Genomic DNA, 25,523 nt, shown 5'->3' on the forward strand with positions numbered 1-25,523 from the left:
AGGGAAAAGTCGACGTTCCCGGTGCCGCCAACTACAAAATGGGTAGGCGTTGTGAATACAGAACTACAGTCAGAAAGCAGCAGATTATTGGCCAGCAGCAATGCGGGCAGTCCAGGGTGGTGGTTGACGGTGGCACGACGCGGTACGCCATGGGTAGAACCGGCGGGTAACGGCCGTTGGCGAACCACCTTTTTCTGGCGCGATCCTCAGGGATGCGAATTGACCTCCGCCTACCGTCGCGTGTGGATCAACATCAACTGCCTGACCGACCATCATCAGCCGAATCCGCCGCAAAGCCTGCAGCGTTTGGCCGGCACCGACGTGTGGTACTGGCAGACAGAGCTGAGCGGCGCCTGGCGCGGCAGCTACTGCTTTATACCCTGCTTTGACGAGCGGCCGCCGGCGTTCAGCGGCGACGATGCGCATGCCAACATGCACAACCTGCGGCACTGGTGGCACCAGGTGTTCGCCAGCGCCACCCCCGATCTGCTCAACCCGTATCGCTCCTGGCAAAGCGCCAGCGGCCACAGCGTCTCCGGCCTGCACATGCCGGACGCGCCGCCGCAGCCGGTATGGCGTTCGTTCGACGAGTATGAAATAGCCAGCGGGCGCTGTACGCCGCCGCTGCCGGCGCGTTTGCAGCGCCATACCTGGCAGAGCGAGCGCCTGGGCAACAGCCGCGACGTCTGGATCTACACCACCGGTGACAGCAAGCCGGCCGAGCGTCCGTTGGCTATTCTGCTCGACGGCCAGTTCTGGGCGAAGCAGATGCCGGTCTGGGAGCCGCTGATGCAGCTGACCCGTGAAGGGGCATTGCCGGAAGCGGTGTATGTGCTGATCGACATTATCGATCTGCCGCACCGGTCGCGCGAACTGACCTGCAAGGACGACTTCTGGCTGGCGGTACAGGAAGAACTGATGCCGCAGCTGGCCGACTGGGCGCCGCACAGCGACAACCCGGCCGACACGGTGGTGGCGGGGCAAAGCTTTGGCGGCCTGGCTTCCCTGTATGCCGGGCTGCGCTGGCCGCAGCGCTTCGGCGCGGTGATCACCCAGTCCGGTTCCTACTGGTGGCCGCGGCGCGACATGCTGCAGCTGTCGAATATTCCCGACGACGCCTGCTGGCTGCTGCAACAGGTAGAACGGCACGGCTTGGGCAATCACGGCGCGCTGAAGGTATTTATGGAAGCCGGTTCGCAGGAAAAACTGGTGCACCGGGTCAGCGGCGAAATGGCGGCACGCCTGAGCGACGCCGGCCATCGGGTACACTACCGGGTGGTGGAAGGCGGGCACGACGCGCTGTGCTGGCGCAGCGGCCTGACCGATGGGCTGCAGGCGGTCTGGGCCTCCGCTTTCGCCACCGCTTATCCGGCATCGGCGACGGCAACGGCACGAGGAACACATGGTGGAAAGCCTGAATCCGTTCGATGATCCACAGCAGCGCAGCCTGGTGCTGCGCAACGTACAACAACAATACAGTTTGTGGCCGGATTTCCGCGCCATTCCGTCCGAGTGGACGATCGTCTTCGGCCCGGCGGCGCGCACCGCGTGCGCCGAATGGCTGGAGCAGCATTGGCAAGACATTCTGCCGGTCGCAGCACGCGAGGCGTGACCGGCGCCAGGTAATCACGGGAGCAATAAGCAGTGTCACACACCCCTAACTCTCTCAGCGGCCCGGCGCTTGCGGGCGAATGGCCGCTGGTCGCGGCGCAACCCGGCATCTGGGTCGCCGATCAAATCTCCCCGCATCGCAATGCCTACGCGGTGGCCCACGCCATCGAACTCAACGGCCCTGTCGCCGTGGAGCCTCTGCTGCAGGCCATCATCCGGGGCCTGGGCGAAGTGGACATGCTGCGCCTGCGTTTTGCGGAGCGCGACGGCGTGCCGGTGCAATGGCTGGACGACGCGCTGGCGGTGCACGAGCCGGAACTTGTCGATCTGACGACGTCGCCGGATCCCGAAGCCGCCGCGCGCGCGCTGATGGATATCGATCTGGCGAGCGATCTGCGCGCCGGCAGCGGCGCGCCGCTGTATCGCCATGTGGTGATGCGCCTCGCGGATGACCGCTGGTTCTGGTATCAGCGCTATCACCATCTGCTGGTGGACGGTTTCAGCTTCACCGCCATCGCTCGCCGCGTGGCGGCGATTTACACCCATCTTTGCCGCGGCGACGCGCTGGAACCGACGCCTTTCACGGCGTTCAGCGACGTGGTGGCGGAATACCAGGCTTACCGGGAGGCGCCGGCCTGGCAGCGCGACGCCGATTTCTGGCTCGAAAAAGCGCGGCAGCTGCCGCCGCCGGCGACCCTTTGCCCGCAGCCGCTGGCCGGGCAAACCCCCACGCCGCGCATCCACCGGCTGGAACAGCGCTGCGATCCGCAGGCCTTCGCCGAACTGGTGCAGTGCGGCGCACAGCAGAAGCTGAACGCCGCCGATATGGCGGTGGCGCTGGTGGCGCTGTGGGTATCGCGCCTGAGCGGCCAACCGAGCTTCAGCGCCGGTTTTATCTTCATGCGCCGCACCGGATCGGTCGCCCTGTGCGCCGCCGGCCCGGTGATCAACGTGCTGCCGATGGAGATGCACCTCGAGCCGCAGGCCACGCTGTATGAGGCCGCCGCCCGCATCAGCCGCGAGCTGAAAACGGTGCGCCGCCATCAGCGCTACGACGCCGAACAGGTGCAGCGCGATCTGGGGCGCATCGGCGACGGTGAACCGCTGTACGGCACGGTATTCAACTTCAAAATGTTCGATTACCAGCTGGACTTCGCCGGTATTGAAGGCATCACCCACGATCTGGCCTCCGGGCCGGTGCGCGATCTGGAGATTGCGCTGTTTATCGACGAGCACCATCAGCTGAAGGTTGAACTGCTGGCCAACGCCGAGCGATACAGCCGCCAGGAACTGCAGGCGCACCTGCAGCGGCTGCCGCTGCTGCTGGCGCAGTTCGCCGCGCAGGCAACGTTGCCGATCGGCGAAGCCGATATGCTGACCGCCGACGATCACGCGCTGCTGGCGCGGGCCAACGACACGACGTACCCGGTACCGGCGACCACGCTGAGCCAGCTGCTGGCGCAGCAGGCGCAAACCACGCCGGACGCGCCGGCGCTGGCGGATGCGCATTTCAGCTTTACCTACCGCGAAACGCGCGAGCAGGTCACGGCGCTGGCGCGCGAGCTGGTGGCGCAGGGCGTGCAGCCGGGCGACATTGTGGCAGTGGCGCTGCCGCGTTCGGTGTTCCTGTCGCTGGCGTTGATGGCGATCGTGGAAGCGGGCGCCGCCTATCTGCCGCTGGACACCGGTTATCCGGACGAACGGCTGGCGATGATGCTGGAAGACGCCGCGCCGCGGCTGGTCATCACCAACCCGGCGCAGCAGGCGCGTTTCGCCGACAAGGGCGAAATCTTGCTGTATGACGCGCCGCTGGCGGCCGATCACGCCGCCGGGGTGGCGATCGCGGGCCCGACGCCGGACCATGCGGCCTATATCATCTTTACCTCCGGCTCCACCGGGCGCCCGAAAGGCGTGCTGGTCGGCCATCAGGCGATCGTCAACCGCCTACTGTGGATGCAACACCAGTATCCGCTGGGGGCGAACGACGCGGTACTGCAGAAAACGCCGTGCAGTTTCGACGTCTCGGTGTGGGAATTCTTCTGGCCGCTGATGGTCGGCGCCCGGCTGGTGATGGCGCCACCGGAGGCGCATCGCGACCCGCAGCAGCTGCAACAGCTGATCGCACAACATCGCATTACCACGCTGCACTTCGTGCCGTCGATGCTGGCGGCTTTCGTGGCCGCCCTGGACGACGACGCGGCGGTGGCGAGTTGCGCCGCGCTGCGCCAGGTGTTCTGCAGCGGCGAAGCGCTGCCGGCGGAGCTGTGCCGCCTGTGGCAAAGCCGCACGGCGGTGCCGTTGCACAACCTCTACGGCCCGACCGAAGCGGCGGTGGACGTGACCTGGCATCCGGCCTACGGCGAGGCGCTGGCGAAGGTGACCGGCGCCAACGTGCCGATCGGGCTGCCGGTGTGGAATACCGGGCTGCGCATTCTTGACGCGCGCCTGCGGCCGGTGCCGCCGGGCGTGGCGGGCGATCTGTATCTGACCGGCTTGCAGCTGGCGCACGGCTACCTTGGCCGGCCGGATCTGACCGCCAGCCGCTTTGTCGCCGATCCGTTCGGCGAGGGCGGGCGCATGTACCGCACCGGCGACGTGGCGCGCTGGCTGCCGGACGGCGCGGTGGAATATTTGGGCCGCAGCGACGATCAGCTGAAGATCCGCGGGCAGCGTATCGAGCTGAGCGAAATCGACCACGCCTTGCTGTCGCTGCCGGGCGTACGCCAGGCGGTGACGCACGCGCTGGTGCTGCAGGGCACGCCGGTAGATGCCGGCGGCGATGCGCGCCAGCTGGTGGGTTATCTGGTGATGCAGCCCGGCGCGAACTGGGATGCGGAAGCCCTGCGCGCGGCGCTGGCCGACCGCCTGCCGCCGCACATGGTGCCGGTGGCGCTGGTGGAAATGAGCGATTTGCCGCTGAGCGCCAACGGCAAGCTGGATCGCAAGGCCTTGCCGCAGCCGCAGGGCGGTGAACGCAAGGCAGGGCGGCCGCCGCAGGCCGGGCTGGAAAGCGAGATCGCGGCGGTATTCGCCCGCTTGCTGCAGCGCGAGCAGGTGTTCGCCGACGACGATTTCTTCGCGCTCGGCGGCCATTCGCTGCTGGCGATGCGTCTGGCGGCAGAGCTGCGCCGCGATCTGGGCAAGGCGGTGTCCGTCGGCCAGGTGATGGTGGCGTCGCGCGTTGAGCAGTTGGCCGCCTTGCTGGCGGAAGATCGCACGCAGGAAGAGGCCGATCGCAGCGGCTTCGACAGCGTATTGCCGCTGCGCGTCACCGAGGGGCCGACGCTGTTCTGTCTGCACCCGGCGTCCGGTTTCTCGTGGCAGTTCAGCGTATTGCCGCGCTATCTCGATCAGCACTGGTCGCTGGTCGGTATCCAGTCGCCGCGGCCGGACGGCCCGCTGGCGCTGAGCGAAGATATGGATCAGGTGGTGGATGCCCACCTGCAGACGGTGTTGCAGGTACAGCCGCACGGGCCGTACCACTTCATCGGCTACTCGCTGGGCGGCACGCTGGCGCAGGGCATCGCCGCCCGGCTGCAGGCGCGCGGTGAGCAGGTGGCATTCCTCGGCCTGCTGGATACCTATCCGCCGGAGACCCAAAACTGGGACGTGATGCTGGACGACAACGTGTTGAAGGAAGTGCAGCGCGAGCGCGAGCAGTTCCTGGCGGTGTCGCAGGATACGCTCGATCCGGCGCTGGGCGAGACGCGCACCGCGATGTTCGACAACATCGAAGCCAACTACGCCGATTCGGTGCGGTTGCTGTCGCACACGCGCACCGCCCGCCTCCGCGGTCAGGCGACGCTGTTCGTCGCCAAACGTACGTTGCAGGAAGGGATGGACGTGCAGCAGACCTGGTCGCAGTACGTCGATGCGCTGCAGGCGCACGAGCTGGACTGCGCGCATGTCGATATCGTTTCGCCGGCGTCGTTCAAAGTGCTGGGGCCGCTGCTGAACCGGATCTTGCGCACGCTGTAATCGCGCCCGTCATCTCGCCGCCAGGCACGGGGATTACCCCGCGTGTGGCGGCGTTTCTTGCGGTTGCTCACAGTTGAATATCAATGAGTTTTATTATCATTATTGATTTCGCCATCTGTGCTAGCATAGCGCCCCGCAACTGCAGAATCCCCGTTTAAAGATGTGGTGAACAACCGATGAGTAGCAAACCCTCCATCCTGCTTGATTTTAGCCTGCTGAAAACCAACCGGGCTTTCCGCGCGGTATTCTGCGCGCGCTTTATCTCCATTGTGGCGCTGGGGCTGATGGCGATCGCCATCCCGGTGCAGATCCAGGCGCTGACCGGTTCCACCCTGCAGGTCGGGCTGGCGGTGACGCTGGCCGGCGGCGGCATGTTCGCCGGGCTGCTGATGGGAGGCGTATTGGCCGATCGCTATGAGCGGCGCCGGCTGATCCTGTTCGCGCGTTCCACCTGCGGCGTCGGCTTCGTCGGCCTGTGCCTCAACGCCCTATTGCCGTCGCCTTCGCTGGCGGCCATTTATCTGCTGGCGGTGTGGGACGGCTTCTTCGGCGCGGTGGGGGTGACGGCGCTGCTGGCGGCCACGCCGGCGCTGGTGGGCCGCGAAAACATCGTGCAGGCAGGCGCCATCAGCATGCTGACGGTGCGCTTCGGCTCGATTCTTTCCCCGGCGATTGGCGGCCTGGTGATTGCCCATATGGGCATTGCCTGGAACTACGGCCTGGCGGCGTTTGGCACCCTGTTGACGCTGCTGCCGCTGCTGAGCCTGCCGCAGCTGATGCCGCCGCCGCAGCCGCGTGAACACCCGCTGCGCGCGTTGGCGGGCGGCTTCGCCTTCCTGTTCCAGAACAAGGTGATCGGCATGGTGGCGCTGATCGGCGCGCTGCTGACCATGGCCAGCGCGGTGCGCGTGCTGTACCCGGCGATGGCGGAGAGCTGGCACATCGACGCTGCCCACCTCGGCTATATGTACGCCGCCGTGCCGCTCGGCGCGGCCATCGGTGCGTTCACCAGCGGGCGCGTGGCGCACGTGGCGCGCCCCGGCTGGGTGATGCTGCTGACGGCGATCGCGGCGTTCGCCGCCATTGGCCTGTTCGGCCTGATGCCGTGGTACAGCCTGGCGTTGCTGTGCCTGGTGGCGTTCGGCTACCTGAGCGCGCTGAACTCGCTGCTGCAATACGGCCTGATCCAGAGCCTGACGCCGGACAACTTCCTCGGCCGCATCAACGGCCTGTGGACGGCGCAGAACGTGGTGGGCGATGCGCTGGGCGCATTATTGCTGGGGGCGATGGGCGCCTTCATGCTGCCGGCGATGAGCGCCAGCGGTTTCGGCTTCGGCGCGGCGGTGCTCGGCATCCTGTTGCTGTTCGCCATGACCGGTTTGCGCCAGGTCACGCTGCACAAACCGGAGCCGCAGCCCGCCACAGAAAAGTAGTCGAACGCGTTAAGACAACGCTGTGGGATCAAATAGCAATGCTTATCATCGGCATGCGTAAAACCCACAGCGTTTATGTCATGATTTCGAAATGAAAGAAGTGCTTACGTTTATTGACATAGCAAATATCGGCGAGTAATTTAGCGCGGAATTAACTCAAATGATAATCATTATTATATTGGTTATCACTTCAAATCCTTGAGGGCGAAGCGATGGATACTGCCGTGAACGACATCAATCGAAAGGAAATGCAGGAGCGCGAAGAACACCGGTTCGCCGCTGATTTTTCTCCGGCGTCGGGCTTCTTCTTTACCTCTCCTTTCCGCAGCTTGACCACCACCGGTTGTTTCAGCCGCATTCGCCTGCCGGCCGCAGACGGCGCCGACCTGAACGGCGAGTTCCAGCGCAGCGTACGGCAGGCGTTTGCCGAGGCCCGGCAGGCCGGTATCAAAAAACCGCTGCTGTGCGGCGCCATCCCGTTCGATACCCGGCAGCCTTCGGCGCTGTTTATTCCGCAGCAGAGCCGCTGGTTCGATCGCGCCGCCTTTATGGCCGGCGTTCGGCCGCCGGCGAACGGCCCTGAACTGGCCGGCGTGACGGAGCTGCCGCCGCAGCAGCCGTTTATGAACATGGTCAGCGACGCCGTCGACGCGATGAAGGCCGGCGAACTGGATAAAGTGGTGCTGTCGCGCCTGCTGGAGATCGAAACGCGCCAGCCGGTGGATCGCCATGCGCTGATGGCGCGCGTGATTGCCCAGAACCCGCACGGTTTCCATTTCCATGTGCCGCTGGAGCAGGGCGCGCTGTTGGGCGCCAGCCCGGAGCTGCTGCTACGCCAGGACGGCGGCCGTTTCTATTCCAACCCGCTGGCCGGTTCCGCCCGGCGCGAGGCCGACCCGCAGCGCGATCGCGAAGTGGGAGAGCGGCTGATGGCCTCGGCGAAAGATCGCCACGAGCATCGCATCGTCACCGAAAGCATGCGTGACGTGCTGGCCGGCCGCTGCCGTTACCTGAACGTGCCGCACACCCCTGAATTGTTGACCACCACGACGCTGTGGCATCTCTCTACGCCGATCGACGGCGAGGCGGCGTCTCCAGACGAAAATGCCCTGTCGCTGGCCTGCCTGCTGCACCCGACGCCGGCGCTGTGCGGCATGCCGACGGCCGAGGCGCACGCCCTGATCGGCAAGCTGGAGCCGTTCGATCGCGGCCTGTTCGGCGGCATCGTCGGCTGGTGCGACGACGAAGGCAACGGCGAGTGGGTAGTGACTATCCGCTGTGGCACCGTTGACGGCAACCGGGTGCGGCTGTTCGCCGGCGCCGGCATCGTGGAAGACTCTTCACCCGAATCTGAATGGCATGAAACAGGCACCAAACTCAGCACCATTCTGCGTGCCTTTGGTATGAATCAAGGATAACGACAAGATGAGCATTGCCTTTACCCCCTGGCCGGCGGAGTTCGCCAGCCGCTATCGCGAACGCGGCTACTGGACTGACAAGCCGCTGACCGAGATCCTCGATCGCCAGGCCAACAACGACGCCCCGGCGATTATCGACGCCCAGGGCAGCCTGACCTACCGCGAGCTGCAGCAGCGCGCCGATCGCCTGGCGGCCGCTCTGCTGCGCCGCGGCGTGAAATCCGGCGACACCGCGTTGGTCCAGCTGGGCAACGTGGCGGAGTTTTATATCGTGTTCTTCGCGCTGCTGAAAATTGGCGTGGCGCCGGTCAACGCGCTGTTCAGCCATCAGCGCAGCGAGCTGAACGCCTATGCCGAGCAGATCAAACCGGCGCTGCTGATCGCCGATCGCCAGCACGGGCTGTTTGCCGACGATCAATTCCTGAACGCCTTCCGCGATGCGCATCCTTCGCTGCGGGTTGTGGCGCTGCGCAGCCAGCCCGAGGGTGAACTGGCGCTAGCCGCCTGGCTGGACGAGGCGAGCGACGGTTTTGTCGCGCAGCCTTCCGCGGCCGATCAGGTGGCGTTCTTCCAGCTTTCCGGCGGCAGCACCGGTACGCCGAAGCTGATCCCGCGCACTCACAACGACTACTACTACAGCATTCGCCGCAGCGTGGAGATCTGCCGTTTCGACGCGCAGACCCGCTATCTGTGCGCGCTGCCGGTGGCGCACAACTACCCGATGAGTTCGCCGGGCGTGCTAGGCGTGTTTTATGGCGCCGGGCTGGTGGTGTTCGCCGCCGATCCGGACGCCGGGCAGTGCTTCCGCCTGATCGAACAGCACCAAATCAACGTGACGGCGCTGGTACCGCCGGCGGTCACGCTGTGGCTGCAGGCGATCGAAGAGTGGGGCGGCAATGCCCAGCTCGCCAGCCTGAAACTGCTGCAGGTGGGCGGCGCCAAGCTGGGCGAGACGCTGGCGGCGCGCATTCAGAACGAAATCGGCTGCCAACTGCAGCAGGTGTTCGGCATGGCGGAAGGGCTGGTGAACTACACCCGGCTGGACGACGACGAACGCCACATCCTGACGACGCAAGGGCGGCCGATGTCGCCGGACGACGAAGTATGGGTGGCGGATGACGACGGCAATCCGTTGCCGGTGGGCGAGGTCGGGCGGTTGATGACGCGCGGGCCTTATACCTTCCGCGGTTACTACCAGAGCCCGGCGCACAACGCCGATGCCTTCGACGCCGACGGTTTCTACTGCTCCGGCGATCTGATCAGCATCAGCGAAGACGGCTACATCACCGTGCAGGGGCGGCAGAAAGACCAGATCAACCGCGGTGGGGAGAAGATCGCCGCCGAGGAAATCGAGAACCTGCTGCTGCGTCATCCGGACGTGATCAACGCCGCGCTGGTGTCTATGCCGGACGCGCTGATGGGGGAGAAGAGCTGCGCCTATATCATCGCCAACGCGCCGCTGAAGCCGGTGGTGCTGCGTCGCCACCTGCGCGAGCAGGGCGTGGCGGACTTCAAACTGCCGGATCGCTTTATTCAGGTGGACAGCCTGCCGCTGACCCCGGTCGGCAAAGTGGACAAGAAACGGCTGCGCCAGCAGCTCGACGCGCAACTACAGACTCAGGCTCAGGGAGATTAATTGATGGCCATTCCAAAACTTAATGACTACGCGCTGCCGACGGCGGACGAACTGCCGCAAAATAAAGTCACCTGGCAGGTAGAACCGCAGCGCGCCGCGCTGCTGATCCACGATATGCAGCAGTATTTCCTCAATTTCTGGGGCGAAGACAGCGCGCTGATCAAACAGGTGGTGGAGAACATCGCCAATCTGCGTCGCTACTGCAAACAGCAGGGCATTCCGGTGTTCTATACCGCGCAGCCGAACCAGCAGAGCGATGAAGACCGCGCGCTGTTGAACGACATGTGGGGGCCCGGCCTGAACAAACACCCCGAGCAGCAGGCGGTGACCGCCGCGCTGGCGCCGGACGAAGACGACACGGTGCTGGTGAAATGGCGCTACAGCGCCTTCCACCGCTCGCCGTTGCAGGAGATCCTGCAGGAGTCCGGCCGCGATCAGCTGATTATCTGCGGCGTGTATGCGCACATCGGCTGCCTGACCACCGCCATCGACGCCTTCATGCGCAATATCCAGCCGTTCATGGTGGCCGACGGCCTGGCGGACTTCTCGCGCGACGAACACCTGATGGCGCTGCGCTACACCGCCGGCCGCTGCGGCCGGGTGGTGACCACCGCCTCTCTGTTGCCGGCGGCAGGCATTGCCAGCATCGATGCGCTGCGTCAGCAGATCCTGCCGCTGCTGGACGAAGACAGCGAAGACATGGGCAACGATGAGAACCTGATCGATTACGGCCTGGATTCGGTGCGCATCATGGAGCTGGCGACCCGCTGGCGCAAGATCCGCGGCGACATCGACTTTATCGCGCTGGCGCGCAACCCGACCATCGACAGCTGGTGGGCGCTGCTTTCCGAAGAGAAAGCCTGATTTTAATAACGATGAGAGGGCGGCCGCTCGGCTGCCCCGTTGGCTCTATAAGGAGATTTCGATGAATGCTTTGATCACCAAGGGAAAACGTGCGGCATTTCCGCTGATGCTGCTGTCCACGCTGCTGTTCTCCAATACGCTGCTGGCGCAGACCGCGCCGGAAGTGCTGCGCAAGCCGGTTGGCAAGGGCGCCTATGAAATGGCCTACAGCCCGAGCGAGAACGCGCTCTACCTGGCGACGTCGCAGAGCCGCAAGCTGGACAAGGGCGGCATCGTTTACCGTCTGGATCCGACCACGCTGGACGTGACGCAGATTATCCATAACGACATCAAGCCGTTCGGCGCCGCCGTCAACGCCAAGACCGGCACGCTGTTCTTCGGCAACACCGTCAATAACTCGGTGACCGCCATCGACGCCAAGACCGGCGACGTGAAAGGCCGCCTGGTGCTGGACGCGCGCAAGCGTTCCGAGACCGTCAAGCCGTTGGCGCCGCGCGAACTGGTGGCAGATGCCGACAGCGATACGCTGTACATCACCGGGCTGGGTGACTCCAGCGTGGTGTGGGTGGTGGACGGCAAGGATCTGACCCTGCGCGCCACCGTGGCCGACACCGGCAAATACGGCACTGGCCTGGCGCTGGACGCCGCCGCCAAGCGTCTGTATGTCACCAACGCCGACGGCGAGCTGGTGACCATCGACACCCAATCCAACAAGGTGCTGTCGCGCAAGAAGCTGGATGAGTCCAAAGAGCACTTCTTCCTGAACATCAGCCTGGATACCGCCACGCACCGCGCCTTCATCACCGATTCCAAGCAGCCGCAGGTACTGGTGGTGGATACCCGCAACGGCAACATTCTGAGCAAGATCGACGTGCCGGAATCGCTGGCGGTGCTGTTCAACCCGGCGCGTAATGAAGTTTATGTCACCCATCGCCAGGCGGGCGAAGTGAGCGTAATCGACGCCAAGAGCTACAAGGTGCTGAACACCATCAAGACGCCGACCCATCCGAACAGCCTGGCGCTGTCGCCGGACGGCCAGACGCTGTACGTCAGCGTCAAGCAGGCCTCCAGCCGCGAGAAAGAAGCGACTGCGCCGGACGACGTGATCCGCGTAGCGCTGAAATAATCCCGCCGAGGGTAACGCACATCGAACAGGCGAAGCGGCGACGCTCCGCCTGTTTTTTTTCGCCCCAGGATCTGCGATATAAAGTGTGCATTGATCCGTTAACCTGAAGGAACGTTGGTTATGCCCGCCTCGCGCACCCCGCTGTTGTTGTCCGTTATCACCCTGATGCTGCTGGCCGCGCTGATCCACAGCGGCATCCGCCCTTACGATCGCACCACCTGGCTGATGGAGGTGGCGCCGGTATTGATCGCCTTGCCGCTGCTGTGGCTGACCCATCGCCGTTATCCGCTGACGCCGCTGCTCTATACGCTGATTTTCTTCCATGCGCTGATCCTGATTTTCGGCGGCATGTACAGCTACGCCCGCGTGCCGCTGGGGTTTGAGGTGCAGCAGTGGCTGGATCTTGGCCGCAACCCGTACGACAAACTGGGGCACTTCTTCCAGGGGCTGGTGCCGGCGCTGGTGGCGCGCGAGATCCTGCTGCGCGGCGGTTATGTACAGGGGCGCAAGATGCTGAGCTTTGTGGTGTGCTGCATCGCGCTGGCGATCAGCGCCGTGTATGAGCTGATCGAGTGGTGGGCGGCGCTGGCGCTGGGCCAGGGCGCCGACGAGTTTCTCGGCATCCAGGGCGACCCGTGGGACACCCAGTCCGACATGTTCTGCGCGTTGCTCGGGGCGATGTGCGGCTTATTGTTGTTCGGGCGTTGGCAGGAGCGGCAAATCGCTCGCTTAGGCTGAAAAAACTCAAATGATCACATCGCGTAATAGCCCGCCATATGGCGGGTTTTTTGTCTATATCCATGTGCGTTGCTGCATCAGAAGACGATATGGAGCATAAAACCAACCTTGCGTGCAGCCGCTTGTTATCATTGTTGTGTTTTTATCTTATTGTTTTATTTGAATTTATATTTATTTGGTAAGAATTTTCTTATCAATGGTGCTGTGCTAATATCACTACGCTTGGTAGGGGGTCATTCGCGTTATAGTTATAGCGCAGGGGATTATGAGATATATAATTAATAATAATATTAAGTATCATGAAGATAGATCGGAATTGGTCTCGCTACGTGATGACATCCCACCGATCGCATTGACGGCCACGCTGAATCGCCTGCTTTCCGCGCTGGTCAGAAATAATAACCTGGTGCTTTCCCGCGATGCGTTGCTGGCGCAGGTGTGGGAAGCGCACGGCCAGGTGGCCTCCGGCAATAATCTCAATAACACCATTTCGATTCTGCGCAAGATGTTCGCCACGTTGGGTGAGGATGACATTATCGTCACGCTGCCTCGACAGGGGTTTATGTTTCGCGCATCCCAGCTGAAAACCGCAGACAGCCAAGTGAAATGCTCGGTTGAACCGGCTGAACCGGTCGAACCTTCTGAGAGTGATACATCACCCGCATTGATGCCCCACATGCCGCGGTTGAAAAGGTATGCATTGATAGTACTGATCGCACTGGCGATAGGGAGCGGTACCTGGGCGTGGTTGGCGACGGGGTATCCGCCGCTCCGCGTGGCAAGCGTTGGCAAGATAGACAGCTGTGAAGTGCAATTTGTGACTTCCTATCATAAAACGGGCCCCAGTGAGATAGACAGGCAGCATTTTCAGGAAATGCTGAAGAAAAATAATCATGTTCAGTGTCATGAACCGGCGACGTTGTTGTATTTCGACTCTCAGGCCATTTTGCCGAATACGACCGGTAAGGTGAGAATTGCTTATCTTTATTATTGTCCACAGGTAAAAATGGCGGCTGGAAAGGTCCAATGCGAGAACTTCTATGAAAGCTGGGGTTTATGAATTGTTATGGCGGTATCGCTATGGCGCGCTAATGGCCATAGCGCTGTTTATCAGCGCTTGTGCCATGCACCGATTGTTTTTTACCCCCCGGCTGCCTGAATGCAGTGCGGTAATGCGCGTGGCTAATCATAACGGTGAAAGCCGCCATGAGCGCGTGTTGCTGCTTAAATTGATTCCACATGGCACACGGGAAGCGACGCTATTGCTTAACGGAAGTTTTCTCGATGGCAATAATAAATATGTGATCTCCAGGGTGGCGCGTCTGGAATATCATCGCCTTGGGGACAACTATACCTTCTGGGTCAAAAGCAATATCAGGAATCCGCAGGATACGCTGGTGTCAGAGGCGCTTAACCGCCGTCTGCCGATGAAAGGACAGCAATACCACGTACGGATTGAACAGGTTGACGCAAGCCATTTCTTGTTTGTCGACAATCTCTCCCCCTATTTTGTCTGTTCGGTGGCATTGTAACTGTACCCCCTGTGGATTGACGTATCGGCAGAGGGGGCACGAGTTAGTGAATGATAAACAAAATTGCAAACATGGATTAGTCATTGTTAATGGGTTTGCTGAAACAGGGGGTATTAGCCGTTCTGGGGCAGAACGTGACCAGCCCGGCGCCGTCTTTTATCCCTTCTTGCTCCACCCGATCATAGTAGTAAACATCTGCTTTACTGGCGCAGTTCAAACTTTCTCGCTGAATGAATTCGATAACTTTTACCTTGTCCCCGCCCCCCGCTTTCATGCTGTAGAGCTGACAAGACGCATAGTTGCCCAGTGGATAAACATTGATATGCATGCTGTGTTTATAAACCATGAACGCGGTAAAAAGCAGTAGGCAAATAAGCATGGTTGCGACCGAACGACGTAATAATAACCAGGCTATTTTGCGCCTGAAGAACCCACCTCTTCGAGCCTCCTTGGTATCGTCTGCTTCATATTCGTTCTTTATACTCCTTTTGTTTTCATTTTCTACATGAATGCTTTCTGCGGTGAATTTAAAACCTTGTCTAGGGAAGGTGACTATGATTTTCTCTTCGCCGAATTGTGCAAGGGATTTGCGCAGGCCTGAAACATAATTATTCAGGTTGTTATTTGAGGCCTTGAGTCCATGCTCCACCCAAACTTCATTAAGTAACTTTTCCCGCATAAGAAGGACATTGTTGTTACGGATGAACAGTGACAACAGCCTGGCGCTGGGTCTAAGTAACACTATTTTATTCGCCGCATTATCGATATGCGCTAGCGTGTTCTCTTCTTCATCGTAGAGAACATTGTTGTTTATATGGAAAATCATTTTTTCAACCTGTCAACTTACCTGTCGAGAGATGATTCTGAGACCTGCGACCTGTTTTTTCAATCCTCCAGGGGAGGAGTTAATAGGATTTTTCCATGTACTTATATAATTATCGTAATGATTGGCTTGGTTTGTAAGTATTAAAAAATAATCGTCATTACTTAATTTCTATTTTCCAGAGTTAAAATCTATTTAATTTGTATTTATTTAATATAAATCCTGTATTTTTGTATTTTTACGACATAACATTTTATTTCCGCACGGTGAAGGGTAAATTTGTTGCCACTGATACGGCGCGTGAAAATGCTGCGTGTCAGCGAGAAAACGATGTTCCGACAATTAGATGGCTAACTCTAACTGAGTAAGATAATGACCAGGTGCAAACACAAGGAGTTGCCTGCGACTTAATCGGACTAATTAATTGTCATTATTACAACCTCATGCTTACTAAGGAATGTAAGGGATTATTATGAAACTGAATAAAATCATGATGGCAGCGGTATTGGCTTTTGGCGTAACTTCAGCAGCTCATGCTGCGGATCAGGGCAGTGGTAAAGTGACCTTCAGCGGCTCCATCATCGACGCGCCTTGCTCGATCGCGCCAGAATCGCTGGACCAGACCGTTGAGCTGGGCGCTATCTCCAACGTGGCGTTGAAAAACGGCGGTAAATCCACGCCGCGCAATTTCCAGATCAAGCTGGAAAACTGCGAGCTGACCACGACTGCGCCAGGTAAAAACAACACCGTTTCGCTGACCTTCTCTGGTTCCGCTTCGGAAGCGGACAGCAAACTGCTGGGTATCACCGGTACCGCTAAAGGCGCGGGCATCGCTATCACCGACGGCGCCGGCACCAACATCGAACTGGGCAAGGCTTCTAAAGCACGTGAGCTGCAGAACGGTGCCAACACCCTGAGCTTCGCCGCTTATCTGCAAGGCAGCAGCGCGTCTACAGCGGTGATCGTTCCGGGCGAGTTCCAGTCCGTTGCCGACTTTACTTTAGCTTACCAGTAATTCGTTTCCCCGACGAAATACGTGTGATTATTGGGCATACGGGGTGACTCGTATGCCATTTACAAGGAATCGTCATTTCACGGGAATAATTAATGCAGCATCGGATTAAAAAAACAGGTGCATCTTATCTATTTCTGTTGCCGGTTTATTTCTGTTCTTCGGTTATTTCAGCCGGGCAGGGGGAAGGTCGAGTCAATATGCAGGGCGCTATTATTGATACTGCTTGTGCTATTGCGACGAAAAGTCGTGAGCAAGTTATTGATATGAGCGTGACGCCTTTTTCCGATATTTCTCGTAACGGTCGTGGGCGCACGGTGAAATTTAATATCTATTTAATTAACTGCGTTTTAGAGCGTTCTAATCCCGCTTTGGCGGATTGGCGGCAATTTCAGGTTACGTTTGACGGCAACGCCGAGGGTGAACTATTCAGCGTCGCTGGCGATGTTTCCGGCGTGGCGTTAAGGATCAGCGATGCGGCCGGTAATATCGCCCGGCCCGGAGTTCCACTGCCGATACAGGTGCTGGTTTCAGATAATCACCGTCTGGATTTTACGCTGGACTTAATCGCTAATCATCGTCCTTTGAAAGCCGGGAGCTATTTCTCATCCGTGCGATTCAAGATGGATTATTACTGATGCGAGCGCGGACGACGGAAAATTAAATAACGGAAGGTTCGGGTCATGATGTTGTTGCCAGCAGGGAAGCCGTTTCGCTTTCATTTTCTGAGCGTCAGCGTGGTGTTGGCGTTGGGGCTCGTCGGGTGGTTGCCCGGGGCGGGCGCGGAAGATATTCAGTTCAACGTTGATGTTCTGGATGTTAACGATCGTAAAAATATCGACCTGAGTCAATTTTCCCGCAGCGGCTACGTGATGCCCGGCACTTACAGCATGGTGGTTCATGTGAATAAAAGCGACCTGCCGGAACAGCCGGTGGCCTTTTATGCGCCGGACAACGATCCCCGTGGTAGCCGGGTCTGCGTGTCCCGTAAGCTGGTCGATCAGTTGGGGCTGAAAGCGGCGATGCTGACATCGCTCGCCTGGTGGCACCAGGACGAGTGTCTGGAGGAGGCCAGCCTGGCGGGGATGGAGGCGCGTGGCGATTTGTCCAGCTCGTCGCTGTATCTCAGCATTCCGCAAGCCTATCTGGAGTATACCTCTGAGGATTGGGATCCGCCGTCGCGCTGGGATGAAGGCATTCCCGGCTTGCTGTTCGATTACAACCTCAATGCACAGACCCAGCGTCAGCTTAAGGCGGGCACGAATCAATACAGCGTCAGCGGCAACGGCACGGCGGGTGCCAACCTGGGGGCCTGGCGACTGCGGGCCGACTGGCAGGCGAATCTCTATCATCAGACCGGTTCCGGCTTGCCGACGGAGAAACGTCTCGACTGGAGCCGCTATTACGCCTATCGGGCGGTGCCGGCGCTGCGCTCGCGGTTAACGGTGGGGGAAGATTACCTGGATTCAGGGCTGTTTGACAGTTTCCGCTTCGGTGGGGTGAGCCTGCGTTCCGACGACAACATGCTGCCGCCGAATCTGCGCGGCTATGCGCCGGAAGTGGTCGGCGTCGCTAAAAGTAACGCCAAGGTTATTGTCAGCCAGCAGGGTCGGGTGCTGTATGAAACCACGGTGGCGGCAGGACCGTTTCGCATCCAGGACCTGAACGATGCGGTTTCCGGCGATCTGGATGTGCGGGTGGAAGAGCAGGACGGTAGCGTGCAGGCATTCAAAATGAGCACCGCCAGCATTCCGTATCTGACGCGCCCCGGCTCGCTGCGTTACAAGCTGGCGGTGGGCAAGCCGTCGGATATGGATCATCGTTACCGCGGGCCGGTGTTCGGCACCGGCGAGTTTTCCTGGGGAGTGAGTAACGGTTGGTCGCTGTACGGCGGGGCTTTGCTGGGCGGCGACTACAATGCCCTGGCACTGGGTATCGGCCGTGATTTGATGCTGCTGGGCGCGCTGTCGCTCGACGCCACGCAGTCGCGCGCCAAGCTGCCGAACAGTGGTGAGACGCTAAGCGGTGGTTCGTATCGCCTCAGTTATTCTAAAAGCTTCGATGAACTGGACAGCCAGGTGACTTTCGCCGGCTACCGTTTCTCCGAGCAGAACTTCATGAGCATGAGCGAGTTTCTGGAGGCGCGGGAATATGGGCAGCGATTCGGCAACAGCAAGGAGATGTACACCATCACCTACAACCAGCAACTGCGTGACCTGGGGTTGAGCGCTTACCTCAACTATAGCCATCAGACCTACTGGGATCGACCGGCCAACGACCGCTACAGCCTGACGTTTTCGCGTTACTTCGATATTGGGCGCTTCAAGAATCTGAGTCTGTCGATGTCGGCCTATCGCAACCGCTACAACGAGAGCAACGACGACGGTATGTACCTGTCGTTGTCGCTGCCGTGGGGCAACGGCGCCACGCTGAGTTACAACACCACGCTCGATCGCAACGATAACACCCACCGGGTGGGGTATTACGACCGCCTCGATGAGCGCAGCAATTACCAGCTCAGCACCGGCAGTTCGCGCAGCGGCGCCGCGCTGAGCGGCTACTACAGCCACGACGGCGATGCCGCCCGCTGGAACGCCAACGCCAGCTATCAGCAGGACAGGTACAGCGCCACCGGGCTATCGGCACAGGGCGGCATGACGCTGACCGCCGAAGGGGGCGCGTTACACCGCAGCAACGTTTCGGGCGGCACCCGGCTGCTGCTCGATACTGAAGGCGTGGCCGGCGTACCGGTACGCGGCTATGGCCGGACCATGGCGACTAACCGCTGGGGCAAGGCTGTGGTGACGGACGTTAACAGCTACTACCGCAACCGGGCCAGCATCGATCTGGACCAGCTGAGCGATAACGCCGAAGCCACCCGCTCGGTGGTGCAGGCGACGCTGACCGAAGGTGCCATTGGCTACCGCAAGTTTGCGGTGATCGCCGGTGAGAAGGCGATGGCGGTGATCAAGCTGTCGGACGGTAGCGAACCGCCGTTCGGCGCCACGGTGCTGAATGCGCGCAAGCAGGAGACCGGCATCGTCAACGATGGCGGCAGCGTTTACCTGAGCGGTATTAACGCCGGTGACAGCATGACCGTGCACTGGAATGGTGCTGCGCAGTGCCGGGTGCAAATGCCGACGCCGCTGCCAAAAGCCATGCTGATGAACAGTTTACTGCTGCCCTGTCGCCCGTTGAGCGTCGCCGCTGGCGGCATGGAAAAATGAATTTAGGATTTAAGGAGTCTAGTGATGAGCATCATGAGTCAAATACCTGGCCGTCTGGTCGCAGCGGCCCTGATGGTGGGCGCCTTCAGCCCGGAAAGCCAGGCTGCCATCGCGCTCGATCGCACCCGGGTCATTTTCGATGGAAGTGCCCAGTCGGTAAGCCTGAGCGTCAGCAACCAGAATAAACAGTTGCCGTATCTGGCACAGGGCTGGTTGGAGGATGAGCAGGGCAACAAGATCCAAAGCCCGCTGGCGGTGCTGCCGCCGGTACAACGCATTGAGCCCGGTAAACCGAGCCAGGTGAAGATCCAGGCATTGCCGGCGGCCAAGCAGCTGCCGAAGGATCGCGAGACGCTGTACTACTTCAATCTGCGCGAGATCCCGCCGAAAAGCAACAAACCTAACTCGCTGCAGATTGCGCTACAAACCCGTATCAAGCTGTTCTACCGGCCGGCGGAGATCGCGCCGGAACGCAACGCAGCGCCGTGGCAGGAACAGCTGACGCTGAGCAAACAGGGTGATAAGTACGTGGTAAACAACCCGACGCCGTACTACGTCACTCTGATCGATGCAACCAGCCGCAAAGGCGTTGAAGGTGTTAAAGGCTTCGAACCGTTCATGATCCCGCCGAAAGGCAGCGTGCCGCTGACGGTTGGCGCGGGTAGCGTGGGCGGCAGCCCGGTGTTGACCTATATCAACGACTATGGCGGCCGGCCGCAGCTGAACTTCAGCTGCAGCGGGGCAACCTGCCGAGTGGTGCCGGAGAAGAAGGCGCCATAACGGCGCGGGTGCGTAAAGGAGTAATCAGATGCAAAGGGATCGCGGCAAGTGGGCATATGCCACCGGTGAGTTGCGTTACTACCTGACACAAGGGGGCTTGGCGCTGATGGCGCCGCTCAGTTTGGCGATGTTGCTGTGGCTGTTGCCGGCGGCGCAGGCGGTAGATAACTGGGATGTAGAGGGGGCCAATGGGTTACTGGAAATCCGGGGGGCACTGACCGAGAGCGCTTGCCGGCTGGAAATGGACAGCGCGCGCCAGGATGTATGGCTGGGAGAGATCGCTACCGGCCGTCTGGCGCGGCCGGGCGATCGCGGGGGGGCGGTGAGCTTTGCGCTACGTCTGCGCGACTGCCTGCGCGGCCCAGCGGCTAGCCGGGACGAATTCACTGGCGCCCGCTACGCCACTGCGGATCAGCCGGCGGTGCGAGTCAGCTTCCTGGCGCCGGCTGATGTGGACAACCCGCAGTTGGCGCGTGCGGAAGGCGTATCGGGGATGGGCATACGTCTGCTGGACGGCCAAGGGCACGACGTGCGCTTGGGCAGCCGCGGCGAGCCACTCTGGCTGGCGCCCGGCAACGATACGCTGCCTTACCGCGTGGCGGCCGAGCGTACCGCCGCGCCGTTAACGGCCGGTGCCTATCGCGCGCTGATAACCTTCAACCTGAGTTATGACTGAAGACGTGGCGGCGACAACTGTAAGGATAGCGACGAGTGAAGAGACAGAATAAAGCTGAGCGGCTGTGGGTAGGCGTATTGCTGTTCACCGCGGCGTTGCCCGTGCAGACAGCGACGAACCTGAATGTGAGCGTGACTGTAATCGCCCCGCTGCCCTGCGTGATTAACGGCAGCAAGCCGATAGACGTGGACTTTGGCCCGGACGTCATGATCACTCGACTCGACGGTGACCATTACCGGACACTCATCGACTATACGTTGACGTGCAATGAGCTGGCGAAGAACGCTATGCGTTTGCAGATTGCGGGCGCGGTCGCCAGCTTTGACAGCCAGCTGCTGCAAACAGACGTCAACGGTTTAGGGATCGCCCTGTTGTTCGACGGTATGCGTTTAGCGCCGAACACTTGGCAAAATTTCAACTATTCCGCTTTGCCGACGTTGGAGGCGGTGCCGATGAAGCAGGCCAGCGCCACGCTCCGCACTGGGGATTTCAGCGCCACCGCCACGCTACGCGTCGATTATCAGTGAACTGGGAGGCCTCCATGAAACGGAACGCGTTTATTTTGGCGCTGGCGCTGGCGCTGGCGCTAGCCGGTTTGTCGGTGCAGGCGGCGGAAGAGGCCGAGATGAAATTTCGCGGCACGCTGCGTGCTCCGCCGCCCTGCACACTCAACGATGGCGGCATCATGGAAATCAATTTCGGCCAGCGCGTCGGTATCAACAAGGTGGATGGCGTCAACTACCGCCAGGCGGTGACCTATCGCATTCGCTGCAATCTCAACGACTCGCTGCCGTGGGAACTGACGTTGACGCTGAAAGGCAATGCCACGGCCTTCGACAAGGCGGCCCTCCAGACCGATAAGACTGACCTGGGGATCCGACTTTACCGTGAGGATGAGCCGTTCGAGATCAACAGCAGCCTGAGGATTGATCCCGCCAATCCGCCGCGGCTGGAGGCGGTACCGGTCGCCAGGCCGGGGGCGGCGCTCAGCGAAGGCGCCTTCACCGCGACGGCGACGCTGCAGGCGGATTATCAATGAACGGGCGAACGGAGGGCAAGATGCACAAGCTGTGGGCATTGCTGTTGGGGTGTTGTGCACTGGGATTGCTGCCACCGGTCGATGCGGCTGATAACCTGCGCTTTTCCGGTGCGCTGGTCGCCGAGCCCTGTGTGATCCCCCCAGGGCAAGAGACTATCGCGCTCGATTTCGGCGGCGTGGTGGACAAATACCTGTACCAGTATCAGCGCACGTCGAGCCTGGCGTTTGAGATCGTGCTGGCTGACTGCGATCTGGCGTTGGGCAAGACGGTCGCGGTAACCCTGCTGGGGAGCGAGAGCCTGGCGCTGCCCGGGCTGTTGGCATTGGCACCGGGCAGCGGAGCCGCCGGCATCGCCATCGGCCTGGAGACGCCGGCGGGAGTGGCGCTGCCGATCAACCGCGCAGGCGATAAGATCACGCTGCTGCCTGGCGCCAACGCGGTGCGCCTGCAGGCCTATGTGCAGGCGGAGCCGGGGGCGCTGGCGAACAAGACGCTGGAGTACGGCGCCTTTGGCGCGGTGGCGACGTTTAATCTCAGCTATGAATAAGGGATGCTATGCAGTGGAAAGTGAAGGGAGTACGGTGTGTCGGGCTGGCCGCTTGGGCGCTGATGTTAGCGTGGAGCGCGCAGCCCGCTTGGGCTGGATGGGGAGTGGAGGCGATTTATAATCCGGATGCAAGGCCTCCTTTTGGTACAGGGCAGTATTCCGCCAAAGTCACCTACTGGGATATCAACGACGACACGCCGAGCCCGCTTTACGGCTGCGAAAGCAGAGGCGATTATTGCGATGTCCATATCGGCTATTCTGATAAAGGGGCGCGTGGTGGTTGGTTCGGACGTCGTATTGTTCCCGGCGTGACAAACATGAAAACGCTGGGCGAGGTGGCCGCGGGCTATGCGCGCGCGGGGTGGCTGAATAACCCATCTACCAGCAATTACGGAGTGGTTCCTGGGGAGTCGCCCTGTTTTTATCTGGGATACTTTCGTTCTGATGGTATCGGAGGCGCTGGCAGTGTCATTCTACCGGGGGCGAGCATGACCTGCATTCCGCCGGTCATCCACCCGACGGCGTGTGATATCCGCGAGGTGCAGCTGGAGTTGAACCACGGCCTGCTGCGCGCGGAGGCGGTGAACGGCCATAGCGCCACCACGACCTTGACCGCCGTCTGTAATTTCGATTTTACCGTGCGCGTCATGTCCGCCGACCGGAACAGCCAGGTGTATTTCACCGCCGGCCGCCCGTTCCGCAGCGATCTGACCCTTGATGGCGTGCCGCTGGGGCAGGGGGTGGTTATCAAGGCGACGCCTTACGGCACGCGCCTGACCCTGCGCTCGGTGCTGAGCGGCTATGACGGCGGAATCGGCCGGTTCGACGGGGCGAAGACCATTATCCTTTCGCTGCCGTAGCCCCCTGGGCGGAAAGGGCCTGGTCGCTCGTTCGGTAGGGGCGACCTCTTTGTCAGACCGCTTTGCAGCATATCGTCCTTGATTAATCAGTGATATCTGATTGTATTTCATTTCGGGCGAATATTTTCGGTGAAAAATGAGTGAAACGAAAAGGATGCCACTACTCTAATTACCTGCCGGTGGGTGACTGAACGGTAAGAATGACCGTTTCTACCTATGCTCTATGCTCGCTCGGCGTCAGGATGAATAAGTGAGGATGTAAATGAAATCGTTAAAAATAAGAATTGACGATGATAATGTTTATTTCTCGTCGGGATTGCGGTTATATATTTCCGACTATGCCAGGGAACATAATAAATCAGTGCGTTTTTTAGAAAAGAATGATGAGGAAAAACCCAGCTTGGTATTAACAACCCCGGCGCGGCGCATAGCACATTGGTGCACGCCCTCGCAGGGGGAGCAACAGCAACTGGTGTTTATTCGGGACAGGGCGCCTGCGCAAGCGAAAGATGCCCGGCGTGAGATCTATCGCACGGGGTCGCTCAAGATGCTGGCGCCATTATTGGCGCGGTTGTTTGCCGGCGAGAAAGGCGAGCGACCGGAAAAGAACCGGCAATTTACGGCGCGTGAGAAACAAGTGATAAGCTATCTTCGCAAAGGCTGGGAGCAATCTAAAGTGGCTAAAGTGATGGGCGTCAGCGTTAAAACGGTACACAGTCATAAACGTTCGGTGATGAGCAAACTACAACTTACCCGTAGTCATGACTTCATCTATTGGCTGTTATCTCAGGATGGAGAGCATTCTTAACCTTGATGATGGGTATTCTGTTTTTTATTTTCTGTTATTCTTAATTCTTTGGCTGCTTTAAAGGTTATTAAACTGGTTATGTGCTTGTGTTATTGTTTTTTATGAACTTGAAGATAATCATTAAAGAAGTGATTGCTATATTTTTGTTGCAAGCAAAATGTACCCAGGGAAGGTAAAGTGAGTCTTTTTTTTCTGGCGATACTTCTGTTTTTTCTGAGCCTGTATGCGTTTTTCAAACATGAACAGCGTATGAGGAAAAGACGGCTGATGATAGGTGAAAGAGGGGTATTAACTGCAGCAGGGAATGGATAAATGGTCTGAAGTACGAGAAATCAAGTCAGGTAATTCAATAAGGAAAAGGCAATGATAAGTAAGAAAATCGCATTACTGGGCTGCGCACTGCTGATGTGTTCGCCGCTGGCCCAGGCAGGTTTGGTGATTGAAGGCGGCATTAATGGCAATACCGGCAGCGGCGGCAACACGTCCGTTGACGTTAGTATTAACGGCAGCACCAGCGGCAGCAACGGTACCGGCGTCAACATCGGCGATGCGCAAAAACCAGCGACCACTGCCAGCCAGCGGCAAAAAGATATCTACGCGTCAATTTGCGCCAGCCCGTTTATGAAGAAATATGCTTCGATTTGCCAGTGAGGCATGAGTCTAAACTCGCCGTACTGGCGGGTTTTGTATTAATAATGCCTGAGTAACGCAAGCGGGGCTGAAGGTGCCGCCTTTTCACTCTTCTTTCGCATAGAGATACACCGAAGCGCGGGAAACGCCGAGGTGCTGCGCCACAATCTCCATCGCCTTTTTCACCTCGAGCAGGCCTTGCTCCCTCAGTTCCTGAATCAACCGCTTTCTCTCCGGCGTTTTCAGCGCGCGCGGCGTGGTGGCGTGGCGTGCGGCGAAGCGATCGATACGGTTGCGGATGGCCTCCGCGCCGCTGGGCTCCAGGTGTTCCGTCACCGCGCCGGCCGCCGTTTGCGTGAACTGCGCCAGCGCGCTTTGCATGCCGCGGAACAGCGTCATATCAACGTTCAAACAGAGTGCGGCGACGTAGTCGCCCTGCGCATTCTTGATGCCGATCGAGGTGCTTTTCGCCGGGCGGCCATCGGCGAACTGGTTGCCGTAGTTGGCGATCACGCTGGGAAACTCCGCCGAAGCGATGCGAGCCAGGCCAAGCTCCGTCGCCGCCTGGCCGACTTCTCGTCCGGACAGGTTGTTGTGGATTGCCAAAATGGCGTGTTCGGGATTTTGCAGATCGTGAACTACCACTTCGCAAAATGGCGCGAAGGTGGCGCTCAGCCCCTCGGCAATCACATTCAACTGGGATAACAGCAAATTTTCCGGCACTTCAGGCATAGGGCACTCCGATCACTTTCTTGGCGGCGTTGGCTCATTTCGAGCCAGATGA

24 protein-coding genes are annotated in these 25,523 nt (G+C 59.9%); 22 read left to right on the forward strand and 2 right to left on the reverse strand.

Features of this window, described 5'->3' with window-relative positions; translation table 11 throughout:
• The first annotated feature begins 51 nt into the window (after window positions 1-51).
• The 11 genes from fes to ACJ8QI_RS14405 all read left to right on the forward strand — a co-directional run bounded on the left by fes (window position 52) and on the right by ACJ8QI_RS14405 (window position 14,336).
• Window positions 52-1,431 (forward strand): enterochelin esterase, encoded by a 1,380-nt coding sequence (gene fes / locus ACJ8QI_RS14355; protein WP_336843785.1) that lies wholly within the window; start codon window positions 52-54, stop codon window positions 1,429-1,431.
• The gene (locus ACJ8QI_RS14360; protein WP_419722775.1) at window positions 1,403-1,612 is read left to right on the forward strand and encodes an MbtH family protein; all 210 of its coding nucleotides are present in this window, start codon (window positions 1,403-1,405) and stop codon (window positions 1,610-1,612) included. The genes fes and ACJ8QI_RS14360 overlap by 29 nt, the downstream gene beginning before the upstream one ends.
• Window positions 1,613-1,644: 32 nt before the next feature.
• Window positions 1,645-5,589: an enterobactin synthase subunit F gene (locus tag ACJ8QI_RS14365; RefSeq protein WP_442532710.1), complete on the forward strand. Its 3,945-nt coding sequence runs from the start codon at window positions 1,645-1,647 to the stop codon at window positions 5,587-5,589.
• Window positions 5,590-5,765: 176 nt separating this feature from the next.
• Entirely contained in the window at window positions 5,766-7,022 is a 1,257-nt protein-coding gene (gene entS, locus ACJ8QI_RS14370; RefSeq protein WP_047729313.1) for an enterobactin transporter EntS, read from the forward strand.
• A gap of 212 nt (window positions 7,023-7,234) precedes the next feature.
• On the forward strand, window positions 7,235-8,440 hold the full coding sequence (locus ACJ8QI_RS14375; RefSeq protein ID WP_060430725.1) for an isochorismate synthase: 1,206 nt from the start codon (window positions 7,235-7,237) through the stop codon (window positions 8,438-8,440).
• 7 nt (window positions 8,441-8,447) lie between these two features.
• Complete coding sequence (locus ACJ8QI_RS14380) at window positions 8,448-10,076, forward strand: (2,3-dihydroxybenzoyl)adenylate synthase (protein WP_084826970.1); 1,629 nt, start codon at window positions 8,448-8,450, stop codon at window positions 10,074-10,076.
• Between the two features lie 3 nt (window positions 10,077-10,079).
• Window positions 10,080-10,940, forward strand: a complete 861-nt coding sequence (locus ACJ8QI_RS14385; protein ID WP_004930014.1) for an isochorismatase — start codon at window positions 10,080-10,082, stop codon at window positions 10,938-10,940.
• A gap of 106 nt (window positions 10,941-11,046) precedes the next feature.
• The gene (gene yncE, locus ACJ8QI_RS14390; RefSeq protein WP_419722777.1) at window positions 11,047-12,066 is read left to right on the forward strand and encodes a 7-bladed beta-propeller protein YncE; all 1,020 of its coding nucleotides are present in this window, start codon (window positions 11,047-11,049) and stop codon (window positions 12,064-12,066) included.
• 120 nt (window positions 12,067-12,186) lie between these two features.
• Window positions 12,187-12,804, forward strand: coding sequence for a DUF2238 domain-containing protein (locus tag ACJ8QI_RS14395; RefSeq protein ID WP_442532711.1), 618 nt, complete (start codon window positions 12,187-12,189; stop codon window positions 12,802-12,804).
• 265 nt (window positions 12,805-13,069) lie between these two features.
• Complete coding sequence (locus ACJ8QI_RS14400; protein ID WP_442532712.1) at window positions 13,070-13,864, forward strand: winged helix-turn-helix domain-containing protein; 795 nt, start codon at window positions 13,070-13,072, stop codon at window positions 13,862-13,864.
• Complete coding sequence (locus ACJ8QI_RS14405; protein WP_442532713.1) at window positions 13,845-14,336, forward strand: hypothetical protein; 492 nt, start codon at window positions 13,845-13,847, stop codon at window positions 14,334-14,336. Before ACJ8QI_RS14400 ends, ACJ8QI_RS14405 begins: the two co-directional genes overlap by 20 nt.
• A gap of 76 nt (window positions 14,337-14,412) precedes the next feature.
• Here the strand turns inward: ACJ8QI_RS14405 and ACJ8QI_RS14410 are convergent, their stop codons facing one another.
• Window positions 14,413-15,162, reverse strand: a complete 750-nt coding sequence (locus tag ACJ8QI_RS14410) for a winged helix-turn-helix domain-containing protein (protein ID WP_442532714.1) — start codon at window positions 15,160-15,162, stop codon at window positions 14,413-14,415.
• Window positions 15,163-15,631: 469 nt separating this feature from the next.
• On the opposite strand from ACJ8QI_RS14410, the gene ACJ8QI_RS14415 reads away from it, so the two are divergent.
• The 11 genes from ACJ8QI_RS14415 (at window position 15,632) to ACJ8QI_RS14465 (ending at window position 24,760) form a co-directional block, all read left to right on the forward strand.
• A complete protein-coding gene (locus ACJ8QI_RS14415) occupies window positions 15,632-16,174 on the forward strand; it encodes a fimbrial protein (RefSeq protein WP_074055449.1) in 543 nt (180 codons plus the stop codon).
• A gap of 92 nt (window positions 16,175-16,266) precedes the next feature.
• Complete coding sequence (locus tag ACJ8QI_RS14420) at window positions 16,267-16,809, forward strand: fimbrial protein (protein ID WP_442532715.1); 543 nt, start codon at window positions 16,267-16,269, stop codon at window positions 16,807-16,809.
• A gap of 45 nt (window positions 16,810-16,854) precedes the next feature.
• Window positions 16,855-19,398 (forward strand): outer membrane usher protein, encoded by a 2,544-nt coding sequence (locus ACJ8QI_RS14425; protein WP_442532716.1) that lies wholly within the window; start codon window positions 16,855-16,857, stop codon window positions 19,396-19,398.
• A gap of 33 nt (window positions 19,399-19,431) precedes the next feature.
• The gene (locus ACJ8QI_RS14430) at window positions 19,432-20,178 is read left to right on the forward strand and encodes a fimbria/pilus periplasmic chaperone (RefSeq protein ID WP_442532851.1); all 747 of its coding nucleotides are present in this window, start codon (window positions 19,432-19,434) and stop codon (window positions 20,176-20,178) included.
• Window positions 20,179-20,206: 28 nt separating this feature from the next.
• Window positions 20,207-20,854: a fimbrial protein gene (locus ACJ8QI_RS14435; protein WP_442532717.1), complete on the forward strand. Its 648-nt coding sequence runs from the start codon at window positions 20,207-20,209 to the stop codon at window positions 20,852-20,854.
• A 125-nt stretch (window positions 20,855-20,979) separates the two neighbouring features.
• The gene (locus tag ACJ8QI_RS14440) at window positions 20,980-21,381 is read left to right on the forward strand and encodes a fimbrial protein (RefSeq protein ID WP_442532718.1); all 402 of its coding nucleotides are present in this window, start codon (window positions 20,980-20,982) and stop codon (window positions 21,379-21,381) included.
• A gap of 14 nt (window positions 21,382-21,395) precedes the next feature.
• Window positions 21,396-21,893: a fimbrial protein gene (locus tag ACJ8QI_RS14445; protein WP_442532719.1), complete on the forward strand. Its 498-nt coding sequence runs from the start codon at window positions 21,396-21,398 to the stop codon at window positions 21,891-21,893.
• A gap of 20 nt (window positions 21,894-21,913) precedes the next feature.
• Window positions 21,914-22,441 (forward strand): fimbrial protein, encoded by a 528-nt coding sequence (locus ACJ8QI_RS14450; RefSeq protein WP_442532720.1) that lies wholly within the window; start codon window positions 21,914-21,916, stop codon window positions 22,439-22,441.
• A gap of 104 nt (window positions 22,442-22,545) precedes the next feature.
• Window positions 22,546-23,301, forward strand: coding sequence for an MrpH family fimbial adhesin (locus tag ACJ8QI_RS14455; RefSeq protein WP_442532721.1), 756 nt, complete (start codon window positions 22,546-22,548; stop codon window positions 23,299-23,301).
• Window positions 23,302-23,563: 262 nt separating this feature from the next.
• Window positions 23,564-24,109: a helix-turn-helix transcriptional regulator gene (locus ACJ8QI_RS14460; protein ID WP_442532722.1), complete on the forward strand. Its 546-nt coding sequence runs from the start codon at window positions 23,564-23,566 to the stop codon at window positions 24,107-24,109.
• A 363-nt stretch (window positions 24,110-24,472) separates the two neighbouring features.
• The gene (locus tag ACJ8QI_RS14465) at window positions 24,473-24,760 is read left to right on the forward strand and encodes a hypothetical protein (protein ID WP_442532723.1); all 288 of its coding nucleotides are present in this window, start codon (window positions 24,473-24,475) and stop codon (window positions 24,758-24,760) included.
• Between the two features lie 84 nt (window positions 24,761-24,844).
• Here ACJ8QI_RS14465 and ACJ8QI_RS14470 read toward each other — a convergent pair whose 3' ends face one another.
• Window positions 24,845-25,471 (reverse strand): helix-turn-helix transcriptional regulator, encoded by a 627-nt coding sequence (locus tag ACJ8QI_RS14470; protein ID WP_004929586.1) that lies wholly within the window; start codon window positions 25,469-25,471, stop codon window positions 24,845-24,847.
• Window positions 25,472-25,523 lie beyond the last annotated feature (52 nt).

The sequence above is a fragment of the Serratia sp. CY84636 genome (genome assembly GCF_052166245.1).
Lineage (GTDB): Bacteria > Pseudomonadota > Gammaproteobacteria > Enterobacterales > Enterobacteriaceae > Serratia > Serratia nevei.

Coding starts and splice junctions, on each gene's coding strand:
- ACJ8QI_RS14450 (WP_442532720.1), top strand. CDS start 21,914: ATGCACAAGCTGTGGGCATTGCTGTTGGGGTGTTGTGCACTGGGATTG.
- ACJ8QI_RS14410 (WP_442532714.1), bottom strand. CDS start 15,162: ATGATTTTCCATATAAACAACAATGTTCTCTACGATGAAGAAGAGAAC.
- ACJ8QI_RS14360 (WP_419722775.1), top strand. CDS start 1,403: ATGGTGGAAAGCCTGAATCCGTTCGATGATCCACAGCAGCGCAGCCTG.
- ACJ8QI_RS14380 (WP_084826970.1), top strand. CDS start 8,448: ATGAGCATTGCCTTTACCCCCTGGCCGGCGGAGTTCGCCAGCCGCTAT.
- ACJ8QI_RS14385 (WP_004930014.1), top strand. CDS start 10,080: ATGGCCATTCCAAAACTTAATGACTACGCGCTGCCGACGGCGGACGAA.
- ACJ8QI_RS14395 (WP_442532711.1), top strand. CDS start 12,187: ATGCCCGCCTCGCGCACCCCGCTGTTGTTGTCCGTTATCACCCTGATG.
- ACJ8QI_RS14405 (WP_442532713.1), top strand. CDS start 13,845: ATGAAAGCTGGGGTTTATGAATTGTTATGGCGGTATCGCTATGGCGCG.
- ACJ8QI_RS14445 (WP_442532719.1), top strand. CDS start 21,396: ATGAAACGGAACGCGTTTATTTTGGCGCTGGCGCTGGCGCTGGCGCTA.
- ACJ8QI_RS14435 (WP_442532717.1), top strand. CDS start 20,207: ATGCAAAGGGATCGCGGCAAGTGGGCATATGCCACCGGTGAGTTGCGT.
- ACJ8QI_RS14470 (WP_004929586.1), bottom strand. CDS start 25,471: ATGCCTGAAGTGCCGGAAAATTTGCTGTTATCCCAGTTGAATGTGATT.
- ACJ8QI_RS14400 (WP_442532712.1), top strand. CDS start 13,070: ATGAGATATATAATTAATAATAATATTAAGTATCATGAAGATAGATCG.
- ACJ8QI_RS14465 (WP_442532723.1), top strand. CDS start 24,473: ATGATAAGTAAGAAAATCGCATTACTGGGCTGCGCACTGCTGATGTGT.
- ACJ8QI_RS14420 (WP_442532715.1), top strand. CDS start 16,267: ATGCAGCATCGGATTAAAAAAACAGGTGCATCTTATCTATTTCTGTTG.
- ACJ8QI_RS14430 (WP_442532851.1), top strand. CDS start 19,432: ATGAGTCAAATACCTGGCCGTCTGGTCGCAGCGGCCCTGATGGTGGGC.
- yncE (WP_419722777.1), top strand. CDS start 11,047: ATGCTGCTGTCCACGCTGCTGTTCTCCAATACGCTGCTGGCGCAGACC.
- ACJ8QI_RS14415 (WP_074055449.1), top strand. CDS start 15,632: ATGAAACTGAATAAAATCATGATGGCAGCGGTATTGGCTTTTGGCGTA.
- ACJ8QI_RS14425 (WP_442532716.1), top strand. CDS start 16,855: ATGATGTTGTTGCCAGCAGGGAAGCCGTTTCGCTTTCATTTTCTGAGC.
- ACJ8QI_RS14460 (WP_442532722.1), top strand. CDS start 23,564: ATGAAATCGTTAAAAATAAGAATTGACGATGATAATGTTTATTTCTCG.
- ACJ8QI_RS14375 (WP_060430725.1), top strand. CDS start 7,235: ATGGATACTGCCGTGAACGACATCAATCGAAAGGAAATGCAGGAGCGC.
- entS (WP_047729313.1), top strand. CDS start 5,766: ATGAGTAGCAAACCCTCCATCCTGCTTGATTTTAGCCTGCTGAAAACC.